General features: G+C 73.0%; 16 protein-coding genes and 1 pseudogene. 11 read left to right on the top strand and 6 right to left on the bottom strand.

Going from position 1 to position 18,770, the window contains the following annotated elements:
* Positions 1-57 precede the first annotated feature (57 nt).
* From ACZ7LV_RS07100 to ACZ7LV_RS07090, 3 genes are read left to right on the top strand one after another with little or no spacing between them, the layout of a single operon-like run.
* Positions 58-843, top strand: a complete 786-nt coding sequence (locus ACZ7LV_RS07100; protein ID WP_471936603.1) for an SDR family oxidoreductase — start codon at positions 58-60, stop codon at positions 841-843.
* A gap of 16 nt (positions 844-859) precedes the next feature.
* Positions 860-1,474 carry a TetR/AcrR family transcriptional regulator gene (locus ACZ7LV_RS07095; RefSeq protein WP_471936601.1) on the top strand — a complete coding sequence of 205 codons (615 nt, stop codon included), beginning with the start codon at positions 860-862 and terminating at the stop codon, positions 1,472-1,474.
* Positions 1,475-1,500: 26 nt separating this feature from the next.
* Entirely contained in the window at positions 1,501-2,658 is a 1,158-nt protein-coding gene (locus ACZ7LV_RS07090) for an acetyl-CoA C-acetyltransferase (RefSeq protein WP_471936599.1), read from the top strand.
* Here the strand turns inward: ACZ7LV_RS07090 and ACZ7LV_RS07085 are convergent.
* The 4 genes and pseudogenes from ACZ7LV_RS07085 to ACZ7LV_RS07070 form a co-directional block, all read right to left on the bottom strand.
* Complete coding sequence (locus ACZ7LV_RS07085; protein ID WP_471936597.1) at positions 2,642-3,700, bottom strand: NAD(P)H-dependent flavin oxidoreductase; 1,059 nt, start codon at positions 3,698-3,700, stop codon at positions 2,642-2,644. The genes ACZ7LV_RS07090 and ACZ7LV_RS07085 overlap by 17 nt on opposite strands.
* Positions 3,700-4,467, bottom strand: a complete 768-nt coding sequence (locus ACZ7LV_RS07080; RefSeq protein WP_471936596.1) for a CoA-transferase subunit beta — start codon at positions 4,465-4,467, stop codon at positions 3,700-3,702. Before ACZ7LV_RS07080 ends, ACZ7LV_RS07085 begins: the two co-directional genes overlap by 1 nt.
* 158 nt (positions 4,468-4,625) lie before the next feature.
* Positions 4,626-5,450: pseudogene (locus ACZ7LV_RS07075) on the bottom strand (CoA transferase subunit A); the annotation flags it as partial.
* 23 nt (positions 5,451-5,473) lie between these two features.
* Entirely contained in the window at positions 5,474-6,229 is a 756-nt protein-coding gene (locus ACZ7LV_RS07070; RefSeq protein WP_471936594.1) for an enoyl-CoA hydratase family protein, read from the bottom strand.
* An 85-nt stretch (positions 6,230-6,314) separates the two neighbouring features.
* Here ACZ7LV_RS07070 and ACZ7LV_RS07065 point away from each other — a divergent pair, with 85 nt between their 5' ends.
* Complete coding sequence (locus ACZ7LV_RS07065) at positions 6,315-7,100, top strand: SDR family oxidoreductase (protein ID WP_471936592.1); 786 nt, start codon at positions 6,315-6,317, stop codon at positions 7,098-7,100.
* 1 nt (position 7,101) lies between these two features.
* On the top strand, positions 7,102-8,022 hold the full coding sequence (locus ACZ7LV_RS07060) for an SDR family oxidoreductase (RefSeq protein ID WP_471936590.1): 921 nt from the start codon (positions 7,102-7,104) through the stop codon (positions 8,020-8,022).
* A 108-nt stretch (positions 8,023-8,130) separates the two neighbouring features.
* Here ACZ7LV_RS07060 and ACZ7LV_RS07055 read toward each other — a convergent pair whose 3' ends face one another.
* Positions 8,131-9,027, bottom strand: a complete 897-nt coding sequence (locus ACZ7LV_RS07055; protein ID WP_471936588.1) for a hypothetical protein — start codon at positions 9,025-9,027, stop codon at positions 8,131-8,133.
* A gap of 164 nt (positions 9,028-9,191) precedes the next feature.
* On the opposite strand from ACZ7LV_RS07055, the gene ACZ7LV_RS07050 reads away from it, so the two are divergent.
* The 6 genes from ACZ7LV_RS07050 to ACZ7LV_RS07025 all read left to right on the top strand — a co-directional run bounded on the left by ACZ7LV_RS07050 (position 9,192) and on the right by ACZ7LV_RS07025 (position 16,819).
* A complete protein-coding gene (locus tag ACZ7LV_RS07050; RefSeq protein WP_471936586.1) occupies positions 9,192-9,986 on the top strand; it encodes a S1 family peptidase in 795 nt (264 codons plus the stop codon).
* Between the two features lie 255 nt (positions 9,987-10,241).
* Positions 10,242-10,592 (top strand): chorismate mutase, encoded by a 351-nt coding sequence (locus ACZ7LV_RS07045; RefSeq protein WP_471936584.1) that lies wholly within the window; start codon positions 10,242-10,244, stop codon positions 10,590-10,592.
* Between the two features lie 137 nt (positions 10,593-10,729).
* Entirely contained in the window at positions 10,730-11,305 is a 576-nt protein-coding gene (locus ACZ7LV_RS07040) for a response regulator (protein ID WP_471936582.1), read from the top strand.
* A 58-nt stretch (positions 11,306-11,363) separates the two neighbouring features.
* The gene (gene pepN, locus ACZ7LV_RS07035; RefSeq protein ID WP_471936580.1) at positions 11,364-13,865 is read left to right on the top strand and encodes an aminopeptidase N; all 2,502 of its coding nucleotides are present in this window, start codon (positions 11,364-11,366) and stop codon (positions 13,863-13,865) included.
* Between the two features lie 123 nt (positions 13,866-13,988).
* The gene (locus ACZ7LV_RS07030) at positions 13,989-15,347 is read left to right on the top strand and encodes a pyridoxal phosphate-dependent decarboxylase family protein (protein ID WP_471936578.1); all 1,359 of its coding nucleotides are present in this window, start codon (positions 13,989-13,991) and stop codon (positions 15,345-15,347) included.
* The gene (locus tag ACZ7LV_RS07025; RefSeq protein WP_471936576.1) at positions 15,344-16,819 is read left to right on the top strand and encodes a lysine N(6)-hydroxylase/L-ornithine N(5)-oxygenase family protein; all 1,476 of its coding nucleotides are present in this window, start codon (positions 15,344-15,346) and stop codon (positions 16,817-16,819) included. Before ACZ7LV_RS07030 ends, ACZ7LV_RS07025 begins: the two co-directional genes overlap by 4 nt.
* Before the next feature lie 31 nt (positions 16,820-16,850).
* Here ACZ7LV_RS07025 and ACZ7LV_RS07020 read toward each other — a convergent pair whose 3' ends face one another.
* Positions 16,851-18,647: a bifunctional metallophosphatase/5'-nucleotidase gene (locus ACZ7LV_RS07020; RefSeq protein ID WP_471936573.1), complete on the bottom strand. Its 1,797-nt coding sequence runs from the start codon at positions 18,645-18,647 to the stop codon at positions 16,851-16,853.
* Between the last annotated feature and the right edge of the window lie 123 nt (positions 18,648-18,770).

The raw sequence follows: 18,770 nt of genomic DNA, 5'->3' as shown, positions 1-18,770 counted from the left end.
GCGTTCCCGCCCCGCGGATTCTTCCCTAACAAGTGTTTGGTAGGTTAGCGTGGGCCCATGACAGACGTCGAGACTCCGGCGTACGAGCCCGGGCACGGTCTCCTCAGCGGGCGCAGCGCCGTCGTCACCGCGGCGGCGGGCGCCGGGATCGGCGGCGCGACCGCGCGCCGGTTCCTGGAGGAGGGCGCGCGCGTGCTGATCAGCGACGCCCACACGCGCCGGCTGAAGGAGCACGAGGCCGCCCTCACCGCGCGGTTCGGCGCGGGGTCGGTCGCCGCGCAACCCTGCGACGTCACCGACGAGGCACAGGTCGGTGCGCTGTTCGCCAGGGCGGTGGCCGAGCACGGACGGCTGGACGTCGTCGTCAACAACGCGGGACTCGGCGGCACCTCGGCGCTCGTCGACATGACGGACGAGCAGTGGTCCCGCGTGCTCGACGTGACGCTGAACGGCACGTTCCGGTGCACGCGGGCGGCCCTGCGCGCCATGAGGGCGACCGGCGGCGTGATCGTCAACAACGCCTCCGTCGTCGGCTGGCGGGCCCAGGCCGGGCAGGCCCACTACGCCGCCGCGAAGGCCGGTGTGATGGCGCTGACCCGGTGCGCGGCGATCGAGGCCGCGCAGTACGGGGTGCGGGTCAACGCCGTCGCGCCGAGTCTCGCCCTGCATCCGCACCTGGCGAAGGTGACCACCCCCGAACTGCTCGCCGAACTCACCGCGCGCGAGGCGTTCGGACGCTGCGCGCAGCCCTGGGAGGTGGCCAACGTGATCGTGTTCCTGGCCTCGGGCTACTCCTCGTACCTGACCGGAGAGGTCGTCTCCGTCAGCAGTCAGCACCCCTAGGACCACAATGGGTGCCGTGCCGACCAAGAAGAACCCCCAGGTGACCGCCTCCGCGCCGGAGCGCCGCCACGAACTCCTGCGCACTGCCGCCGAGGTCTTCGCCGAACAGGGGTACAACGCCACCACCGTCCGGACCATCGCCGACCACGCGGGCATGCTCGCGGGCAGCCTCTACTACCACTTCGACTCCAAGGAGTCGATGCTGGAGGAGATCCTGCGCACCTTCCTCGACGAGCTCTGGGACGGCTACGACACCGTCCTGGACGCCGGGCTCGGGCCGCGCGAGACGCTTCGGGCACTGGTCACGGAGTCGTTCCGGGAGATCGACCGGCACCGCGCGGCCGTCGCGATCTACCAGAAGGAGTCCAGGCAACTGGCGGCGCAGGAACGGTTCGCGTTCCTCGCCGAGTCGCAGCGCAAGTTCGAGAAGGCGTGGCTGTCCACGCTGGAACGCGGGGTCGCCGACCGGGTCTTCCGGGACGACCTCGACGTCCGGCTCACCTACCGGTTCGTGCGGGACACCGTGTGGGTCGCCGCGTCCTGGTACCGGCCGGGCGGACAGCACAGTCCGGAGGAGATCGCCGGGCAGTACCTGTCGATGGTGCTGGACGGGATCGCCGTACGCACATAACTCGCAGACCTTGCTGGGGAGTCGCCATGGCCGAGGCCTACATCGTCGAAGCGCTCCGCACGCCCGTCGGGCGGCGCGGGGGAGGGCTCAGCGGGGTCCACCCGGCCGACCTGGGCGCGCATGTGCTCAAGGAACTGCTCGCGCGGTCCGGCGTGGATCCCGCGGCCGTCGAGGACGTCGTCCTCGGCTGCCTGGACGCGGTGGGGCCGCAGGCCGGGGACATCGCGCGGACCTGCTGGCTGGCGGCCGGACTGCCCGAGGAGGTGCCGGGCGTGACCGTCGACCGGCAGTGCGGGTCCTCGCAGCAGGCCGTGCACTTCGCCGCGCAGGCCGTGCTGTCCGGGACGCAGGACCTGGTGGTGGCCGGGGGCGTGCAGAACATGTCGCAGATCCCCCTCGCCTACGCCACCCGGCAGGCCGCCGAGCCGCTCGGCTTCACCGAGGGCCCGTTCGCGGGCAGCGAGGGCTGGCGCGCGCGGTACGGGGACCGGCCGGTGAACCAGTTCGCCGGGGCCGAGATGATCGCCGCGAAGTGGGGGATCAGTCGGCGGGAGCAGGAGGAGTTCGCGCTGCGCTCGCACCGGCGGGCGGTGCGCGCGATCGACGAGGGGCGCTTCGCCCGCGAGACCGTGCCCTGCGCGGACGTGTCCGTCGACGAGGGGCCGCGACGCGACACCTCGGCCGAGAAGATGGCCGCGCTGAAGCCGGTCGTCGACGGCGGCACGGTGACCGCCGCCTGCTCGTCGCAGGTGTCCGACGGCGCGGCGGCGCTGCTGCTGGCCTCGGAGCGGGCGGTGCGCGAGCACGGGCTGACGCCGCGGGCGCGCGTCCACCATCTGTCGGCGCGCGGCGAGGACCCGATCCGCATGCTCACCGCGCCCATCCCGGCCACCGCCCACGCACTGAAGAAGACCGGACTCACCCTCGACGCCATCGACCTCGTCGAGATCAACGAGGCGTTCGCGCCCGTCGTCCTGGCCTGGCTGAAGGAGACCGGCGCCGACCCCGGCAAGGTCAACGTCAACGGCGGCGCGATCGCCCTGGGCCATCCGCTCGGCGCGACCGGCGCCAAGCTGATGACCACGCTCCTGCACGAACTGGAGCGCACGGGCGGGCGGTTCGGGCTGCAGACGATGTGCGAGGGCGGCGGTCAGGCCAACGTGACGATCATCGAGCGGGTCTGAGCACCGCCAGGGACTTCAGCACCGCCTCCGCCTCCTCGGTGATCCGCTCCACCAGCTCCGCGCACGAGGGCAGGTCGTCGATGACCCCGGCGACCTGGCCGGAGGCGATGACCCCGAGATCCGTCCGGCCGTCCACCATGGACGCCTTCAGCAGCATCGGCGTGTTCGCGGCCAGCAGGACCTGGCCCCAGGTCAGGTCCTTGCCCCGCTTCATGGCGAGGCCGTCCTGGAGCATACGGCGCCAGGTGAGTCCCGAGATCCGCCGGAAGCCGGCCGCGCGATGGACGGCCCGCAGGAGCCGGACGGCCCGGCCGGACCTCTCCAGGGCGTCGACCAGATCGGTGCGCAGCATCCGGTGGGGCAGGCCGTCGATCGCCGTCGTGACCGTGACGTCCCGGACGGCGGCCGCCAGATACCTGGCCTTCACCGCGTCCGGCACGGTCGAGTCCGACGTGAGCAGGAACCGTGTCCCCATGGCCACGCCCGCCGCCCCGTAGGCCAGCGCCGCGACCAGCCCGCGCCCGTCGAAGAAGCCGCCGGCCGCCACCACCGGGATGTCCACGGCGTCCACCACCTGCGGCAGCAGCACCGTCGTCGCCACCTCCCCGGTGTGCCCGCCGCCCTCACCGCCCTGCACGATCACCGCGTCCGCGCCCCACGCCGCGACCTTCTCGGCATGCCGGCGCGCGCCGACCGACGGGACGACCACGAGGCCGGCCTCCTTGAGGGCGTTGATCAGGTCACGTGAGGGGGCCAGGGCGAAGGACGCGACCCGCACCCCCTCCTCGATCATGATCTGCACCCGGTCGGCCGCGTCCCGCGCGTCCGCGCGCAGGTTGACCCCGAAGGGGGCGCTCGTGCGCGCCCCGACCTCCCGTATCGCCTCGCGCAACCGGTCGGGCGTCATCGTGGCCGACGCCAGGACGCCCAGCGCTCCCGCGTTCGCCGCCGCGGAGACCAGGCGGGGGCCCGCGACCCAGCCCATCCCGGTCTGCACGATCGGGTGCCGCACGCCGACCAGCCTGGTGAACGCCGTCTCCATCAGGCCCGCACCTCCCGGTCCCGGCCGTCCGCCGGGTCGAGCACCTCGCGGATCAGACGAAGCTCGTCCGGGGTGGGCGTGCGGGTCGCCGGTACCTCGGACGGGATCGTCAGCGCGAAGCCGGTCGCCGCCACGACCTCCTCGACGCTCACTCCCGGATGCAGGGAGGCGAGCCGCATCGAGTGGTCAGGGGTCGCGAAGTCGAGCACGCACAGGTTCGAGACGACCCGGCCCAGACGGTGGAAGCGCGCCGTTTCCGGATGGCGGGCGGCGCGGTCGTGGCCGACTCCGCACACCATGTCGACGCGCTCCACGAACACTCGGCGGGAGTGCCGCGGGATCCAGTAACTCGTAGGGTTGTTGAGCGTGTTGACCGGCGCGCCGCGCACCCCGAGCAGCTGCCGGGACGGCTTGGCCCAGTCGCCGACGCAGGAGATGTTCTGGTTGCCGAAACGGTCGATCTGGGCGGCGCCCATCATGACGTGGCGCCGGCCGCCGGTGACGTGGGCGAGGTGCCGGCGGTAGGGCAGCCAGCCCTCGGCGGCGCCCTCGGCGTCCACCAGCGTCGCCTCGCCGTCGGTGAGCAGCAGGTCGGGGGCGAAGGTGTGCCGCGCGAGCCGGGCACTGAGGGAGGGGATCAGTCCCATGGGGCTCGCGAGCACCTCACCGGCACCGCGCCAGGCCTCGGCGCAGGCGATCACGCAGTACTCGGCGCGGGTCGGTGCGGGGACGGGCGCGACAGCGGGCCCGGGCGTCGCCGGGTTCATGAGCGCTCCTCGTCGCGTGGACGCCCGCCGGTCTTCTCGTCGCGGGGGCGCTCCTTGTCACGCGGGCGCCCGCCGGTCTTCCCGTCACGCGGGCGCCCGCCGGTCTCCTCGTCGCGCGGGCGCCCGCCGGTCTCCTCGTCGCGTGGACGCCCGCCGGTCTCCTCGTGCCAGGCGTCGACGGCGGAGCGGTACGCCCGCTCGTCCCCGGTGAGGAACCGCGCGGCGAACTCCGGCCAGGGCGTGGTGGCGTAGTGCTTCTGGAAGGCCTCGTCCCGTGCGTGGTCCGGCGCGCACGACGTGAAGTGGGCGCCGCCGGGGGCCTCCACCACACCGGTCACCGTGTGCCGGGGGACGAGCAGTGTCTGGGGTGCCGCCTCCTTCGTCAGCTCGGCCGTGTCCACGATCCGCTCGCACGAGACGTACGCCGCCCCGGCCGCCGCGCAGAACAGGTCGTCGAAGTAGGGATCGGGGCCGAGGTACTGCCCGTTGCCCCGACGGTCGGCGCGGTTCACATGGACCAGGGCCGCGTCCAGGCGCAGGGCGGGCATGGCCACGAACGTCTCCCCGTCGTCGTACGGCGAGGTGACCGTGCGCAGAGCGGGGTTGACCCGCATGACGTCCGAGCCGATCCCGGCCCGCACCGGCAGGAACGGCAACCGGTTCGCCGCGGCCTCCAGTCCCCACAGGAACATCGCCTCGTCGACCTCCATCAGCGCGAACGCCCCCCGCTCACGCGCCGCGCGGTAGTGCGGTTCGAGCGGGACGGAGTCGAGGGTGGTGAAGGCCGCGACCAGCTTGCGGATCCGGCCGGCGGCGGCGAGCATGCCGACGTCCGGGCCGCCGTAGGAGACCACGGTGAGATCGGTGACGGAGGTGCGCAGCAGCGCTCTGACCAGTGCCATCGGTTTCCGCCGCGAGCCCCAGCCGCCGATGCCGAGGGTCATGCCGCTCTCCAGCCGGCTCACCGCCTCGTCGGCGCTCATCGTCTTGTCGGCCGCGGTCGACGTCACTGCGGTCCCTCCTTCGCTGCCGTACCGAACGTGCTCCGCACCCGGTCCGCGACCCCGCTGAGGCCGGCCTCGAAGGTGAAGCCCTGCTCGAACCGGTAGCTGCGGCGCACGTCGACGGGGTCGATGCCGTTGATCGCGGCCTTGGCGAGGCGCAGCAGCCGGCTGTCCTTCGCGGCGATCTCGCGGGCCAGCTCCAGGGCGGCGGCGTCCAGTTCCGCACCCGGCACCACCCGCCACACCGAGCCGTGCGCGTGCAGCTCGGCCGCGCTCGCCGTGCGGGAGGTGTAGTACAGCGCGCGCATGAGGTGCTGCGGGACCAGGCGGGCCAGGTGCGTGGCCGCGCCGAGGGCGCCCCGGTCGAGCTCCGGCAGGCCGAAGGTGGCGTCCTCGCTCGCCACGATCGCGTCCGCGTTGCCCACGAGCCCGATGCCGCCGCCGAGGCAGAAGCCCCGCACGGCCGCCACGACCGGGACCTCGCACTCGTACACCGCCGTGAAGGCCTGCGCGCAGCCGGAGTTGGCGCCGAGCAGGGCGTCGGAGCCCCGTGCCTGCAGTTCCTTGATGTCCACTCCCGCGTTGAAGCCGCGCCCCTCGGCGGTCAGCACCACACAGCGGACGCCCGGGTCCCGCCCGGCCGTGCGCACCGCGTCCGCCAGGGCGTACCAGCCGTGCACCGGCAACGCGTTCACCGGGGGGAAGTCGACCGTGACGACGCAGATCCCCTTTTCCGGGGACGAGGTGGAGACACCCATGGCCGCATCAGCTACCTTTCCACCAAACATTTGTTAGGTGTGACGCTTCGAAGCTAGCAGCCGCCGATAAAGCGGGGGAGCCCCTGTGGACAACACCGACCCTGTGGACAGTCCGCGGTCACCCGAGCTCCTCGGCCGGACCGTCGTCGTCACCGGCGGTACGCGAGGGGTCGGCGCCGGGATCGCGCGGGCCTTCGCCGCGGCCGGCGCCGAGGTCGTGACCTGCGCCCGACGGCCGCCCGAGGTCCCCGTGGCGGGCGCCCGGTTCGTCCCCCTCGACCTGCGGGAGCCCGCCGCCGTGCGGGACTTCTTCGCCGCCCTGCCCCGGCTCGACGTGCTCGTCAACAACGCCGGCGGCACGCCGTACCGGCTCCTGACCGACGTCGACGCCGAACGGCACGCCCGGGTCGTCGAGTTGAACCTCCTCGCCCCGCTGACCGCGTCGCTCGCCGCGTACGAGCACCTGCGGCGGGCGCGGGGGTGCGTGGTGATGATCGGCAGCGTCAGCGGGGGCAGGCCGTCACCGGGGTCGGCCGCGTACGGCGCCGCCAAGGCCGGGCTGGAGAGCCTCGCCCGGTCGATGGCCGTGGAGTGGGCGCCCGACGTACGGGTGAACACGCTCGTCGTCGGCATGGTGCGTACCGGCCTGTCGCATCTGCACTACGGCGGCGAGGACGGCCTCGCCGCCGTCGCCCGCACGGTTCCGCTCGGCCGGCTCGCCGCACCGGCCGACGTCGGGGCGGCCGCCGTGTTCCTGGCGTCGGACGCCGCGTCGTACATCAGCGGGGCCGGCCTGCAGGTGCACGGCGGCGGCGAGCGCCCCGCCTTCCTGGACGCCGCCACCGCCCACGGAAACCCTCAGGAGGGATGAGATGAGCGCGAGCCGCATGTGCGAAGGGCGCGTCGTGGTCGTCACCGGGGCCGGCCGGGGGCTCGGGCGGGCGCACGCACTCGCCTTCGCCGACGAGGGGGCGAGGGTCGTCGTCAACGACCTCGGGGTCGGGCTGGACGGCCGCCCCGGCGCCGGCAGTCCGGCCGCCCGGGTGGTCGCCGAGATCCGTGCGGCGGGCGGCGAGGCCGTCGCGCACGCCGGTGACATCGCCACCACCGAGGGCGCCGCCTCATTGATCGGGACCGCGCTGGAGACGTACGGCCGGCTCGACACACTGGTCGGCAACGCGGGCTTCCTGCGCGACCGGATGCTCGTCAACCTCGACGAGGACGACTGGGACGACGTCCTGCGCGTCCATCTCAAGGGGCACTTCCTGCCGTTGAAGCACGCTGCCGCGCACTGGCGGGCCGAGGCGAAGGCGGGCCGCACGCCCGCGGCCCGGATCGTCGCCACCAGCAGCGGGGCCGGGCTGCTGGGCTCGGTCGGGCAGGGCAACTACAGCGCCGCCAAGGCCGGGATCGTCGGGCTGACCCTGGTCGCGGCGGCCGAGCTGGCCCGGTACGGCGTGCAGGTCAACGCCATCGCCCCGGCGGCGCGTACCCGGATGACGGAGCGGACCTTCGCCGCGGCCATGGCGGCGCCGGGCGGCGGCTTCGACGCGATGGCTCCGGAGAACGTCTCGCCGCTGGTCGTCTGGCTGGGCTCGGCGGCGAGCGCGGGCGTCACCGGCCGGGTGTTCGAGACGGAGGGCGGCCGGATCACCGTGATGGAGGGCTGGTGTCCGGGGCCCACCGCCGACAAGGGGGCCCGCTGGGACGTGGCCGAACTCGACCAGGTGGTACGGGAACTGCTGGCCGGCTCCCGGACACCCGCACCGGTGTACGGCGCCACCACCCTCTAGTGCCGCGTCAGCCGGAGTTCGTCCCCGTCGCGACGTCCGGCACGCCCTCTCGCCGCACCGTTCGCACCGGACGCCGCTCCTCACGGGCGAACCCTGACTGACGCGGCACTAGGTGTCGCATTCCAGCACCGACCGGCACAGCGCGCACCGCGCCCGCACCCGCCCGCGCACCGGCACCCGGATCCGCTGGTGGCAGGTGGGGCAGGGGAACGACACCCGCAGCGGGCCGTCGGCGTCGGGGGAGAAGGCGTACGGCGAGCCCGGCGGGCCGCTCGGGGTGTGGTGGCTCTGGGCGTGGCGGCGGTCGCGGGCGTAGCGGCGGCGGCCGGCCCAGCCCGCCGCGGTGAGCGGTGGCTGCTGTGCGTCGTGACGGGCCAGCGTCATGCCCTTGACGTAGGCCGTGTACGCCTGCGGGCTGGTGAACCACGGCGAGGGGTCCTCATCGAAGACCAGGGCGCGCTTGGCGAGGACGTACCCGAACTCCTCGGGGGTCAGATAGCCGAGCTTCTGGCTGGAGTCCGCGTCCTCCCGGTAGGCGTCCAGGAGCAGCCAGCCCGCGCCCAGATACGTCGTCGCGGTGTCCGTGAGGATCTCGTTGTCGCGCGTGCCGGGGAACGACAGGTCCAGGCGATGCAGGTAGACATGCATGATCTCGTGCGCGAGCGCCGCGCCGATGTCCCGGCGGTGGGTGCGGAACCGATCGTTCAGTTCCACGAAGTACTCGGGACCCGCGGTGAGTTCGACGTTCGCCGCGTACTGCATCTCGCGGAAGCTGACGATCAGGCGGGCGTCCGGCAGTCGGTAGTGCCTCACCAGTTCCCGGGCCACGCGCTGGGCGCCCAGATACAGGTCGTCGGTGTCGCAGAAGGCCACGTCGGCCGGCAGGACGCTGACCCCGAACGTCTGGATCGTGTCGTACGACAAGCGCCGGTACAGCGCCGTCACGGCGGCCCGCACCGTCTCCAGGTGTGGGTAGCCGTGCTCGACCGGTCCGTCGTTCGCCACGCCCGTACCCCCAAGACGCCGTGAACCCGATTCCACTCTACGAGGGAGAGAGCGGAATTTCGCTCGACGGGTTGCGCGGGTCCTGCGTGAGATCAGTCCTTGTCACGGTGGCGGCCCGATCTTCATACTGGCGAGCCGCTCAATCCGCCACGAAGGGAAGTACGTTGACCCGTAACGCGACGACGAGAAGCGGTCTGACCCTGGTCAAAAGAGCCGCGGCGGCCGGTGCCGTCGCTCTCGCGGTCGCCAGCCTCCAGCCCGTCAGCGCGCACGCCGCGGACACCCGCGTCATCGGAGGCAAGCCCGCCGTACAGAACGAGTTCCCGTTCATGGTCCACCTCTCGATGGGCTGCGGCGGTGCGCTCTACAAGAAGGACGTGGTCCTGACCGCCGCCCACTGCATGGAGGGCTCCGGCAACAACACCCGCATCACGGTCACCGCGGGCGTCGCCGACCTCAACTCCTCCGCCGCGATCAAGGTCAAGTCGACCAAGGTCAAGGTGGCGCCGGGCTACAACGGCGTCGGCAAGGACTGGGCGCTGATCAAGCTCGCCCGGCCGATCGACAAGCCCACGCTGAAGATCGCCACCACCAACCGCTACAACCGCGGCACCTTCACCATCGCCGGCTGGGGCGACACCCGCGAGGGCGCGAACACCGGCACCACCAAGCTCCAGAAGGCCTCGGTGCCCTTCGTCAGCGACCGTGCCTGCAAGTGGCACTACGGCAGCCGCCTGACGACGAAGGAGGAGCTGTGCGCCGGCTACCAGAGCGGCGGCATCGACACCTGCCAGGGTGACTCCGGCGGCCCCATGTTCCGCAAGGACGACGCCGGCAAGTGGATCCAGGTCGGCATCGTCAGCTGGGGCGACGGCTGCGCCCGTTCCGGCGTTCCCGGTGTCTACACCGAGGTCAGCCACTTCGCGGCGGACATAGCCCGGGCCGCGAGCGCGCTGTAGGACGGCGGTTCGGTGGGGCGGCGGCGCGTGCCGGGGGTCCACCGAACACGCCTCGGGCACCGCGTCCCTCCAGGTCGGCGGCGAGAACGGCGACCTGGAGCGGCGCCGCGGAGCGGAACCCACCGCATGCGGGGCGACTGCCGGACGCGGGCGGGCGAGAGGCGGACGGGGACCGGCGCGAGGCCGTCGGCCGCCGAGGCAGGACCCGCACTTCACCGCGGCCGGACAGCTGCCCGCCGCGTAGGGTGGGCGCCCATGACCACCAGCAACACCACCCCCGGTGACGTGGACCCGGCCGTCCGCGAGGAGCTCTCCCGGCTGCGCGACAGCATCGACAACATCGACGCGGCCGTCGTCCACATGCTCGCCGAGCGGTTCAAGTGCACCCAGCAGGTCGGCCGCCTCAAGGCCCTGCACCGGCTGCCGCCCGCCGACCCGGCCCGCGAGGCACGGCAGATCGACCGCCTCCGCTCCCTCGCCGAGAGCGCCAAGCTCGACCCCGGATTCGCTGAAAAATTTCTCAATTTCATCATCGGCGAAGTGATCAGGCACCACGAGCGCATCGCCGAGGACACCGCGAACGCCGCGCCCCCGGCAGCCGATTGACCTCGGCGAACACGGCCGCCCCCGGCCGGCGCACGGTCCGTCCGGTGCGCCCCGCGCCCTGCACTGATCGTCAACCGGCCGCCACTCCCCGTCAGCACCTCGCATACTCTGGACTCCACGCCGGAGGGAGTTCGGGCATGGGGTCGGACGCCAAGATCCTCATCGTCGACGACCACGAGGACACGCTGTACGCGCTGGAGAGCGCCCTGGCCCCGCTCGGCTACGACCTGGGCCGCGCCACCAGCGGGGACGAGGCGCTGAAGCAGGTGCTCCGCGGCCACGTCGGCCTGCTGCTGCTCGATGTGCGCATGCCCGGCGTCAGCGGACTGGACGTGGTGCGCTACCTGCGCCGCCTGGAGCAGACCCAGCACATCCCGGTCGTCCTGCTCACCGGCTACGGCGCGGACCACGAGCTGACCTCCACCGCCTTCGGCCTCGGCGTCGCCGACCTGCTGACGAAGCCGGTCGACCCCTGGGCGCTGCGCACCAAGGTCCGCTACCTCTACGACGCCCACCAGCGCCACCAGGCCCTGGAGCGCGAGATCCGCGAGCTGCGCGCCCTCGACCGGCCGCGGGAGCGCGGGCGCCGCCGGGCGCACGGGGGCTCACCGGCGGCCGAGGAGTCCGCGGCGCAACCGGAGGAACCGGGCGCACGCCTGCCCGTCCAGCGCGACCGGCGCGGGTCGGCGGCGCCGACGCAGGACCACACGTAGCCACCCGGAGCCGCCCGCCCCTGTCCTGCCGTCACCGGCATCAGGCAGCATGTGATCCATGTCCGTACTCACGCGCGACGAAGCGCAGACCCGTGCCCAGCTCCTCGACGTCCGTCACTACCGGGTCGACCTCGACCTGACAGCGGGTGACGAGACCTTCGCCTCCCGCACGGTGATCGGGTTCACCGCGCGTACGGACGCGGACACCTTCGTCGAGCTGAAGCCCGCCGAACTGCGCTCGGTGACCCTGGACGGACAGCCCCTCGACCCCGAGAGCCTCGACGGCAACCGCCTGCTGCTGAAGAACCTCGCCGCCGGCGACCACGAACTGCGCGTCGACGCCGCCATGCGCTACTCCCGCACCGGCGAGGGCATGCACCGCTTCACGGACCCCACCGACGGCGAGACGTACGTCTACACCCAGCTGTTCCTGGACGACGTGCAGCGCGTCTTCGCCGCGTTCGACCAGCCCGACCTGAAGGCCGTCTTCGAGGTGTCGGTGACCGCGCCCGAGGGCTGGACCGTGCTGTCCAACGGCATCACCGCGCACAGCGGCGGCGTGTGGCGGGCCGGGCCGACCCCGCCGATCTCCACCTACCTCGTCGCCGTCGCCGCCGGCCCCTGGCACACGGTGCGCACCGAACACCGCGGCCTGCCCTTCGGCATCCACTGCCGCCGCAGCCTCGCGCCGTACCTCGACGCGGACGCCGACGAGATCCTCGACGTCACGCGCGCCTGCTTCGACCGCTACCACGAGAAGTTCGAGGAGCCGTACCCCTTCGACTCCTACGACCAGGCGTTCGTCCCCGAGTTCAACGCCGGTGCCATGGAGAACCCGGGCCTGGTCACCTTCCGCGACGACTTCGTCTACCGCTCCGCCGTCACCGAGACCGAACGCCAGACCCGGGCGATGGTCATCGCCCACGAGATGGCCCACATGTGGTTCGGCGACCTCGTCACCCTGCGGTGGTGGGACGACATCTGGCTGAACGAGTCCTTCGCCGAGTACATGGGCTACCAGACCCTCGGCGAGGCCACCCGCTTCCTCGGCGCCTGGACCGAGTTCGGCGTCGTCCGCAAGGGCTGGGGCTACGACGCCGACCAGCGCCCCTCCACCCACCCCGTCGCCCCCGAGTCCGTCGACGACACCGCCGCCGCCCTGCTCAACTTCGACGGCATCTCCTACGCCAAGGGCGCCTCCGCCCTGCGCCAGCTCGTCACCTGGCTCGGCGAGAAGGACTTCCTCGCCGGCATCAACACCCACTTCGCCCGGCACCGGTTCGGCAACGCCACCCTCGCCGACTTCATCGACTCGCTCGCCGCCACCACCGAGCGCGACGTGCACGCCTGGGCCGCGGCCTGGCTGCGCACCACCGGCGTCGACACCCTCACCCCGCGGATCACCAGCGGCGACAACGGCGTCTGCACGCTCACCGTCGACCACCACGGCAGCCGCCCGCACCGCGTCGCCGTCGGCCTCTACGACCACGACCTCGGCGACGAGGGCCGCCTCGTCCTGCGCGAACGGCTCGACCTCGACGTCCCGGACACCGGCGACCGCCCCCTCGGCAAGCGCCCCGCGCTGCTGCTCCTCAACGACGGCGACCTCACCTACGCCAAGGTCCGCTTCGACACACGGTCCTTCCGGACGGTGCGCGACGCGCTGTCCGGCCTGCCCGACCCGCTCACCCGCGCCGTGGTGTGGAACGCCCTCAGGGACGCCGTCCGCGACGCCGAACTGCCCCCGGCCACCTACCTGGAGACGGCCCGCGCGCACCTCCCCCACGAGACCGACCTCGCGCTCGTCCAGGCCGTCCTCGATTTCTCCGCCCGCCAGATCGCCGGCCGCTACCTCACCCCCGAGGAGCGCCCCGCCGCCCAGGCCGCCCTCTCCTCCCTCTGCCGCGACCTGCTGCGCCGCACCGAGGACGGCGACAACCCGGGCCTGCGTCTGCTCGCCGTCCGCCACTTCGTGGACGTCGCCGCGCATCCCGACACCATCGCCGCCTGGCTCGCCGACGGCATCGTCCCCGGCGGACCCGAGCTCGACCCCGAGCTGCGCTGGCGCGTCCTCGGCCGGCTGGCCGTGCTCGGCGCGACGGACGAGGCCGCCATCGCCGCCGAACTCGCCCGCGACCCCAGCGCCACCGGCCAGGAGGGCGCCGCCCGCTGCCGCGCCGCCCTGCCCGACGCCCAGGCCAAGCGGACGGCGTGGGAGGCCATGTTCACCCACGACGAACTGTCGAACTACCTGTTCAAGGCCACCGCCCAGGGCTTCTGGCAGCCCGAACAGGCCGACCTCGTACGGGAGTACGTGCCGCGCTACTACGAGGACGCCGTCGCGCTGGCGGCCCGTCGCGGCCCGGCCATCGCCGAGGCGGCGGGCGCCTGGGCCTTCCCCGCCCACGCCGTCGACCCCGAGACGCTGCGCCTGGGCGAGGAGTGCCTGCGTGCGGCGGACCCGGTGCCCGCGCTGCGCCGGAAGCTCACCGACCAACTCGACGACTTGGCGCGCGCGTTGCGCGTGCGGGAGGTGGCCGGCGCCGACCACAGGCCCTGACGCCGGTCCCCGGACCGTCCCTGGGGGCGGGGGAACACGCACACGCCACGTACGTACCCTCTTTCGGGTCGTTCTGCCGGTACGTTTCGGGCGCGTCGCCGCATCCGCGTACAAGCTGGGTCCATGCCCACGCCGCCCCTCGCCTCCGGCCCCGACGGCCCGGGCGCCCTGCGGCCGTTGCTCGGCACCGTGCTCGACGCGCTGGCCGCCGGCGGCCGGGCACGCGGCGGCCCGCTCCCCGCGGGCGGCCCGCGGGCGGTGACCGCGCGGATGCGGGACGCGCTCGGGGACGTCCTGCCGGACGAGGGCGACCCGGACGCCCTGCGCGTGCTCGTGCAGGCGCTCGCCGAGGGCGCCGCCGACCCGGCAGACCCCCTGTGCGCGGGCCATCTGCACGCCCCCCCGCTCGCCCTGGCCGCCGCCGCCGACCTCGCCGCCGGTGTCCTCAACCCCTCCCTGGACTCCTGGGACCAGGCCCCGGCCGCCTCCGCCCTGGAGTCCCTGGTCACGCGGGCGCTCGCGGCCGAGACCGGCGCCGCCGACTGCCTCGTCACGACCGGTGGCACCGAGTCCAACCTGCTCGCCGTGCTGCTCGCCCGCGAGGCGCACGGCGGCACCGTGCGGCTCGTCACCGGGGCCGGCGCCCACCACTCGCTCACCCGCGCCGCCTGGCTGCTCGGCCTGCCCGCGCCCGTGACCGTCCCCGCCCCGGACGGCACCCTCGACCCGGCCGCCCTCGACGAGGCCCTCACCCGTCTTTCCGGCCCGGTGCTGGTCGCCGCCACCGCGGGCACCACCGACGCCGGGCTCATCGACCCGCTGCCCGCGATCGCCGCCCTGTGCCGGGCGCACGGGGCCCGGCTGCACGTCGACGCCGCCTACGGGGGCGGGCTGCTGTTCAGCCGACGGCACCGCCACCGGCTCGGCGGCCTCGACGCCGCCGACACCGTCACCCTCGACCTGCACAAGCTCGGCTGGCAGCCGATCGCCGCCGGTCTGCTCACCGTCCGGGACGGCCATGACCTGGCCGGTCTGCACCAGCGCGCGGACTACCTGAGCGCGCCGGACGACACCGACGCCGGCTTTCCCGACCTGCTGGGCCGTTCCCTGCGCACGACCCGCCGCCCGGACATCCTGAAGATCGCCGTCACGCTGCGCGGCCTCGGCCGCAACGGACTCGGGGCGCTCGTCGACCAGGTGTGCGAGCGCGCCGAGGAACTGGCGGGGCTGATCGCCGCGCACCCCGGCTTCGAGCTGTACGACCGGCCCACCATCAGCACGGTCCTGTTCCGGCCCGCCCGCGCCACCGACGACACCGTGGCGGCCGTACGCCGAGACCTCCTCGGCCAGGGGCGCGCGGTCCTCGGCCGCGCCCGGCTGAACGGCCGGCTCTGGCTCAAGGCCACCCTCCTGAACCCCCGCACCCGGCCGGCCGACCTGGCCGCCCTCCTGACCCTGGTGGAAGGACACACCCCCCGATGACCCGCCCGACGAACCCGCCGACCCCGCCGCAGGCCACCGCGCACGTGAGCCCGTACGCCGCCGCGCAGGCGGTGTCCCACGAACCCCAGGCCCCCCGTGACGTGGTCGGCATCGGCATCGGCCCGTTCAACCTCTCCCTCGCCGCACTCGCCCACCCCCTGGCCGAGCTCGACGCCGTCTTCTACGAGCAGCGTCCCGCCTTCGACTGGCACCCCGGGCTGCTGGTCGACGGGGCCACCGTCCAGGTCCCCTTCCTCGCCGACCTGGTCACGCTCGCCGACCCCGCCAGCCCCTGGTCCTTCCTCAGCTACCTCAGAAGCTGCGAGCGGCTCTTCCCGTTCTACTTCGCCGAGCGCTTCCACATCCGGCGCAGCGAGTACGACTCCTACTGCCGCTGGGTCAGCGAGAACCTGCCCGGGCTGCGCTTCGGTCACCAGGTCGACGCGGTGCGCTGGAACGCCGACCGCGACGTCTTCGAGGTCGACTTCACCCAGCTCGACGCCGACGGGGAGGGCGAGTCCCTCGGCCGCACCTACACGAGGAACCTCGTGCTCGGCATCGGCTCCGAGCCGCACGTCCCCGATCCGCTCGCGCCCCTCGTGGAGGCGCCCGGCGTGCCCGTGATCCACGCCGCCGACTACCTCGAGCACCGCGCCGACCTGCTCGCCGCCGAGCACATCACCGTCGTCGGGTCGGGGCAGTCCGGCGCCGAGGTCTTCCTCGACCTGCTGCGGCACCGCCCCGCCGGCCGTGAGCGGCTGCACTGGATCGGCCGGAGCGAGGCGTTCGCGCCCATGGAGTACTCCAAGCTCGGCCTGGAGCACTTCACCCCCGACTACACGCGCTACTTCCACGCCCTGTCCGAGCCGGTCCGCGAGCAACTCGTCGCCTCGCAGGGGCAGCTGCACAAGGGGATCGACGCGGGCACCATCGCCGCCATCCACGACGAGCTCTACCGGCGCAACCTGGGCGGCGGCTGGCCGGACGCCGTCCTCACCCCCGGCGTGCTGGTCCGCACCGCCGGCCGGATCGCCACCACCCAGGTCGAGCTGCACCTGGAACACATCCAGCAGGGCACCCGCTCCCGGCTCACCACCCACGCCGTCGTGCTGGCCACGGGATACCGCGAGCGCTCCCTCGACCGTCTCCTCGCGGGCCTCGACCCCTATCTGCGCCGCGACAGCCGCGAACGCCCCCGGATCGACGAGGAGTTCCGCCTGGTGCTGGACCCCTCCGTGACCGGCACGGCATTCGTTCAGAACGCGTCGCTGCACACCCACGGTGTCGGCAGCCCCGACCTGGGCCTGGCCGCCTGGCGCAGCGCCTCCATCCTCAACGCGCTGACCGGCAAGGAGCCGTACCCGCTGCCGCACCGCACCGCGTTCACCAGCTTCGGACTGGAGCCGCAGCGCTCCCAGGTCCCGCCCGCCCGGCACCCGGGCACGCTCACCCCTCTGCGGGACGGGACCTGACGTACCCCGTTGGGCCGGTCCGGAGCGGTGCTCAGAGCACCGGCGTGCCGTCCCGGGTGAGCTTCCAGTCCGCCGACGCGAAGTCCTTCGGGTCCAGCACGCCCTTGGCGGTCACCCACTCCGCGATCCGGGTGCGGATCTCCGTCGACTCCGACCACAGCTCCGGCGCCGACGCCACGTGCGGGAACGCGCCGCCGCCGTTGGCCCGGTAGTTGTTCACCGCCAGCACGAACTGCTGGGCGTCGTCCAGCGGGGCACCGCCGAAGGACAGGTTCCGGATCCGCGACCCGGCCGGCTGGGCGATGTCGATCTCGTACGTCAGTCCCGACACGTAGTCGTAGTTGTAGTCCGGGCGGCCGCCCGCGTTGGTCAGCTTGTCCACGTCGACCGGCGCGCCGGCCGCCGTCTGCACGAAGTACTCCGCCGAGTACTCCAGGTACGCCCGCAGCTGCGCGCCCGTCATCAGCTTGGCGACCAGCGTGTTGTCGTACACGTACAGGCTCGACAGGTCCCGGATCGTCACCTCGCCGGCCGGGATCTCGGACGTCCGGGAGAACGGCGACGCCTGCGCGAGCACCGGCAGCGACGCGTGCCCGGTGCCGGCCAGGGCGGCCTTGACCACGTCCTCCTGCACCGTGGTGATGAGGTCGATGATCGGCGCGTCCGTGTAGCGGGCGTCGACCGTCGTCAGCGTGGCGGTGGCGGTGCCGACGACCTGGTTGACGTACTCCACGACCTTCGCGTGCTCGTCCGCGAGCAGCCGGGTGATCCGCGGGTCGTCCTCGACCGTGTTCGCGTTGCGCAGCGACGCCTTGACCGACGCGACCTGCCACCTGCCCCTGTCGAGGACCAGCTCGAAGTCGAACAGCGTGAGCCGCTCGGCGTAGCACAGCGGTTCGGACAGGACGACCGTCCTGCCGGTCCGCTCGTTGGTGACCAGCAGTTCCTCGATCTCCACGTGCGCGTGGCCGACCAGGATCGCGTCGATGCCGGGCACCTTCCGGGCCACGTCGGCGGCGGCGTTCTCGACGTGCGGCAGCTGGTCGCCGTAGGACGATGTGCCCGAGGAGCCGCTGTGCGCGGAGACGACGACCACGTCGGCGCCCATCGAACGCAGCTTCGGCACCCACTTCGCCGCCTGCTCCTCCAGGCCCGGGAAGACCAGCTTGCCCTGCACGTAGGCCTTGTCCCAGATCGCGATGCCCGGGTTCGTCAGCCCGAGCACGGCGACCTTGACCGGCGGGGCGCCCGGCACCCGGAAGGTCTTCATGAAGTACGGCGGGAAGGCGGGCCGCAGGGTCTTCGCGTCGACGGCGTTGGCGCCCAGCAGCGGGAATCGGCACTGCTGCTCGAACCGGCGCAGCGTCTCGATGCCGTAGTTGAACTCGTGGTTGCCGAGCGCCACGGCGTCGTAGCCGATGGCGTTCATCGCCTGCGCCATCGGGTGCACGGGGCCGCCCTCGGCGGTGATCGGGTCGACCTTCGCGTAGAAGTACGTGAGGGGGGTGCCCTGGATCGTGTCGCCGGCGTCCAGCAGCAGCGTGTTGCGGCGGCCCTTCTCCTCGCGCACCTGGTTCACCAGGGTCGAGACCCGGGCGAGGCCCTGGGCGTTGCCCGCGGTGTCGGAGTACTCGGCGTCCTTGAAGTAGTCCCAGTTGAAGACGTGGCCGTGCAGGTCGGTGGTGCCCATGACGGTGAAGGAGTACCGCTTGGGGTGCTTCCCGTGAGCCGGTGCCGCCTGCGCGGGAACGGTCGCCGCGCCGGCGACCGCCACCCCCGCCCCGGCCACGGCGGACTTCCTCAGGAACTTCCGGCGGTTCAACGGCATGTGCAGCACTCCCGGTCGGTCTGGAACCACAACGTCGGTCTGGAACAACAACGCGCGTAGATTCTGACCCGGACATGACCATCACCGACAGGCCCGGTACGTTGCGATCTGGTGACCGGCCGG

Source organism: Streptomyces sp. NPDC107562 (genome assembly GCF_055657325.1).
This window is presented reverse-complemented; position numbering and strand designations above follow the sequence as displayed.

Coding starts and splice junctions, on each gene's coding strand:
- ACZ7LV_RS07020 (WP_471936573.1), bottom strand. CDS start 18,647: ATGCCGTTGAACCGCCGGAAGTTCCTGAGGAAGTCCGCCGTGGCCGGG.
- ACZ7LV_RS07030 (WP_471936578.1), top strand. CDS start 13,989: ATGCCCACGCCGCCCCTCGCCTCCGGCCCCGACGGCCCGGGCGCCCTG.
- ACZ7LV_RS07085 (WP_471936597.1), bottom strand. CDS start 3,700: ATGGAGACGGCGTTCACCAGGCTGGTCGGCGTGCGGCACCCGATCGTG.
- ACZ7LV_RS07100 (WP_471936603.1), top strand. CDS start 58: ATGACAGACGTCGAGACTCCGGCGTACGAGCCCGGGCACGGTCTCCTC.
- ACZ7LV_RS07090 (WP_471936599.1), top strand. CDS start 1,501: ATGGCCGAGGCCTACATCGTCGAAGCGCTCCGCACGCCCGTCGGGCGG.
- ACZ7LV_RS07025 (WP_471936576.1), top strand. CDS start 15,344: ATGACCCGCCCGACGAACCCGCCGACCCCGCCGCAGGCCACCGCGCAC.
- ACZ7LV_RS07040 (WP_471936582.1), top strand. CDS start 10,730: ATGGGGTCGGACGCCAAGATCCTCATCGTCGACGACCACGAGGACACG.
- ACZ7LV_RS07060 (WP_471936590.1), top strand. CDS start 7,102: ATGAGCGCGAGCCGCATGTGCGAAGGGCGCGTCGTGGTCGTCACCGGG.
- ACZ7LV_RS07080 (WP_471936596.1), bottom strand. CDS start 4,467: ATGAACCCGGCGACGCCCGGGCCCGCTGTCGCGCCCGTCCCCGCACCG.
- ACZ7LV_RS07045 (WP_471936584.1), top strand. CDS start 10,242: ATGACCACCAGCAACACCACCCCCGGTGACGTGGACCCGGCCGTCCGC.
- ACZ7LV_RS07070 (WP_471936594.1), bottom strand. CDS start 6,229: ATGGGTGTCTCCACCTCGTCCCCGGAAAAGGGGATCTGCGTCGTCACG.
- pepN (WP_471936580.1), top strand. CDS start 11,364: ATGTCCGTACTCACGCGCGACGAAGCGCAGACCCGTGCCCAGCTCCTC.